The 3,357-nt window shown below is 50.2% G+C and carries 1 protein-coding gene and 2 pseudogenes; all 3 read left to right on the top strand.

Annotation, left to right across the window (positions count from 1 at the left end; genetic code table 11):
- Nucleotides 1-277: pseudogene (locus FV226_RS28835) on the top strand (hypothetical protein); the annotation flags it as partial.
- A gap of 16 nt (nucleotides 278-293) precedes the next feature.
- A pseudogene (locus FV226_RS27095) lies at nucleotides 294-527 on the top strand (integrase core domain-containing protein); the annotation flags it as partial.
- Between the two features lie 188 nt (nucleotides 528-715).
- Nucleotides 716-3,357, top strand: a 2,642-nt coding sequence (locus FV226_RS27090; protein ID WP_147765354.1) for a glycosyltransferase, incomplete at its 3' end; no start/stop codon positions are given.

Raw genomic sequence — 3,357 nt, 5'->3', positions numbered from 1 at the left:
TCTTCGCGAGGTCGATACCGACCGTAACAAGTTCGGACATGGGTGGCTCCTCAGCTTGAGGCGACAACATCCCGACTATGCCCCAACGCAACGCCGGGAGCAGGAGCCATCCACACCATCAATCGAGATGGCCTTCTCAAAGCTGAAGGCCCTGCTGCGAAAGGCGGCCGAACGCACCGTCGAGGGTTTGTGGTCGGCCATCGGAGGCCTCGTCGACACCGTCACCCCGGACGAGTGCACCAACTTCTTCACCACTGCAGGATACGAACCAGATTAAACCGAAAACGCTCTAGGTCGAGCGGATGAACCGGACTATCAAAGACGCCACGGTCAAGCGCTACCATTACGCCAACCACGACGAGCTGCGTCGTCACCTGCAACTGTTCGTGGAGGCCCACAATTGCTGGCGCCGTTTGAAGACCCTGCGAGGCCTTACGCCATACGAATTTATCTGCCAAACTTGGACCACAGAGCCCGAACGCTTCAAGCTCGAACCGTCAGACCATATGCCACGACTAAACATCTGATGGCATTACGTGATATTAAATTTTTCAAGCAGCAGTGAAATATAGTCTCTTCCATCCAAAGTATATACGACCACTTTCTCCTGCCGTAATCGTCATCTGACTGAACTCAATCCAAATCGCTCAGAAAGGCTGATGATTGCATTTACAATGTTAGCGCGCAAAATTTCTCACAGAATCATGAGTGACTTATGAACGTACCGAACAGTCATATTGAAAATGCTATCAATAAGATGTTAATAGTCATCCCTTCGATTAACGGGGGAAAATTACTTTTCAGAATGTTTAGCTCAATGCATAATGTACTGCACCGGATAGTCGTCTTAGATCAAGGGAGTACGGACGATACCAACGCAGTTTGCAGTGAGTTTGGCGTGGAAATTATCCAACTAGGCACACCTCGAACTTACACGCAAGCTTGCAATATTGGAATGAGTCTCGCGAAGGAACGAGATTGCCGATATCTTGTTGCGTCAAATAATGACATTAGGCTTATCACGGACGTCTGCCGCCAGCTTCTTCAAGAGATGCTGCGCGATGACAATCTCGCCATCGTCGCCCCGGCGCAGATGGTCGTGGATGAAGTTGCAGGCGACCGAACGATGACCTACCGAGTTCAGTGGAATCTCACTGATGTAAGGTTTTCTCATGACCATGCGGCTCCTGACCGACGTATTAAACGGCTCGAAGCAGATTTTTGTGAGCTTACTTTCGCTCTTATTCGCATTGCAGCTGCAGACGAGGTAGGTTTTTTAGACGACGCCTTTGGCTTCTATTATGAAGATGCAGACTTTTGTTTCCGATTGCGTGAGGCTGGTTACGCAAGCGCTTACATACCTGAGGCGCAAATTGAGCACTTCACAAGCTCGACTTTCTCAGGTGATCTCGCCCCTCGAAGAAAGAAGTACATCCACAATAATAAATTCTTGTTTGCGAAGAAGCACCTCGGCTATGGAGTCAATCATGCAGATCACGGCACGACTGGTTCGACTTCCTGGGAGGTCATGAATCGTTATCTGCATCATACATTGCGTTTGAACGGTCTGCTTGACTCGACTAAGCCAGAACTCATTTTTGCTCATCCCGGTACAGAGCCTTTTAACTACCTCTATACTGCTTGGGAGACGACCCGACTCCCCCTTGGCTGGGCCGAGGCGGCGCGGCGCTACAAGAAGGTCATGACAACGTCACGTTGGGTAAAGGCGGTCTTTGAGGCTGAGGGCGTACCGGACGTGACGTGGGTGCCGCCCGGAGTTGAGACAGACGTTTTCACCCCTTGGGGTCTGCGCGACCGCCCGTTCGACGAAACGACATTCCTGTGGTTTGCCCGCAATCAGCACCGTAAGGGGCTCGACGTCATACGTGCGGCCTGGGCCGCGCTGCGCATGCAACGCCCTAACGTGCAGCTCATCATCATGGGACAAGATGTCCTTGACGTCTTCGGACTTCGCGCGGAGGCCACACAGGTGGGCAACCTTCGCATGGCGCGCATCACGGGTGCTAACGTGAGCGTCTGGGAAATGGTGGGCTCACTTTCTGACGCAGAGATCGCCCAAATTTATCGTGGTGTTGACTACTACGTGTCCACTGCTCGATCGGAGGGCTTTGGCTTCTCAACCGCGGAAGCAATGGCCTGTGGGACAATACCAATTTTTGGCCGATACAGTGGCAGCACTGATTTAGCGTGCGAAGGCGCGCTTCTCTTTTCAGGACAACCTGCCTTAGCAGATTACAGGGACAAGGGCTTTGGAGATGTCGGCTATTGGTGGGAGCCCGACGCGGCCGAGATTCTAGAACGACTTAACGAGGCTTGTGCGATGGATGCGAAAGCGTATTCCGAGCATTCACAGGTCTGTCGCAAACACATTACGGCTGGATTCACGTGGCGGCATACTGCCTTTACGATGCGTGCGGTGCTTAAAGATTCACAATATCAGCGTGAAGTCATTCCAGTAAGTATAGACACGGGATATGACGTCACGCATAATGAGATTATTGGATTTGCTTCACATCTAGAGACTGTTAATCAAACATCAAAACCAGGTATTTTGGATCGATATTTTGCACTAGGGCGTAAACGTAAAGGGACTCAAATCTCAAAATGTTTTATTTCCTTTGATAGAGAATATTATATAAAAAATAATCAGGATGTATTCCTTGACGGACAAGACCCTCTTGAGCATTTTATTAGATTTGGGTGGAAAGAAAGCCATCGCAGACCTTCGAAATATTTTGATACGCGCCAGTATATTGCTGCAAATCCACAGGTGCGACGGGCGCTGTTGCGCGGGGAGCGCGTCTTGAAAGGTTTCAAATCACCAATCCCTCTTGACAGAACCCCCGCAAAGACCGGCGTTCTCTTTATCGGCTATGTTGAAGCTAGCCTCGGACTTGGTGAGTCACTTCGCAATTTGATTTCGTCCGTCGCGCGGGAGCCCTTTCCCTTTGCGATCTATCCCTACAACGTGCATGTAGAAGACCGCTTTTTCGGGCAGTTCATGCCTGAGCACTATGACCTTGAGAGCAGATACCGCGTCAATGTCTTCGAAGCTGCTGCCGACCAGCTGCCAGCTTTTTATAATAATATTGAACACCGGATAGAAGGAAGCTACAATATATTTAGAACCTATTGGGAGCTTTCAGAAACACCTCGTGATTGGGGACGTCTGCTCGATCGCATACATGAAATCTGGGCGCCCACTCGGTTTGTTGCAGAAGCCTTCCGCAAAATTTATGATGGCCCGATTACGATCGTACCGCCATGCATCAACGTTGAAATTCACGAGCACCAAGGTCGCAACTTTTTTGGCTTAGATAAGTCACGGTTTTATTT

Origin of the sequence: Methylobacterium sp. WL12 (assembly GCF_008039475.1) — a bacterium.
GTDB classification, from domain to species: domain Bacteria; phylum Pseudomonadota; class Alphaproteobacteria; order Rhizobiales; family Beijerinckiaceae; genus Methylobacterium; species Methylobacterium cerastii.
Note: the sequence above shows the minus strand (reverse complement) of the source record. Positions and strands in the feature narration are given on the sequence as shown.